This is a genomic window from Frankia sp. Mgl5, assembly GCF_023242985.1.
Classification (GTDB): domain Bacteria; phylum Actinomycetota; class Actinomycetes; order Frankiales; family Frankiaceae; genus Parafrankia; species Parafrankia soli.
In genome coordinates this window covers 1-278 of the sequence record NZ_JALKFY010000098.1, presented here as the reverse complement: position 1 = coordinate 278, position 278 = coordinate 1, and the positions used below count along the sequence as shown (strand labels likewise).

Below are 278 nucleotides of genomic sequence, written 5' to 3'. Positions count from 1 at the left end.
GCCGTCGCGGAGCCTACCTCAGCCTGACATCCTCCTGCCGCTCCCGAAATAAACGCATTGTTCGCAATGCAATAACCGATCGCTCCCGCGGTAAACAAATAATTCACCATCTCTTCACGCGAAGGATTCAGCTTTTGCGATACCGCAAACAGCGTGCCCGGCACAATACCGCATGCCCCCGCCGTAGGTGTCGCTACAATCGTCCCCATCGCTGCGTTCACTTCATTTACGGCAACCGACATACTTACCGCATTCAACAAGGTGGGGCCGGATAAAAA

General features: G+C 54.3%; 1 protein-coding gene. It reads right to left on the bottom strand.

What is annotated here, in order from left to right; all coding sequences use genetic code 11:
• Positions 1-278 (bottom strand): L-serine ammonia-lyase, iron-sulfur-dependent, subunit beta (locus tag MXD62_RS08535; protein WP_248828849.1); only part of this gene is annotated, 278 nt, incomplete at both ends.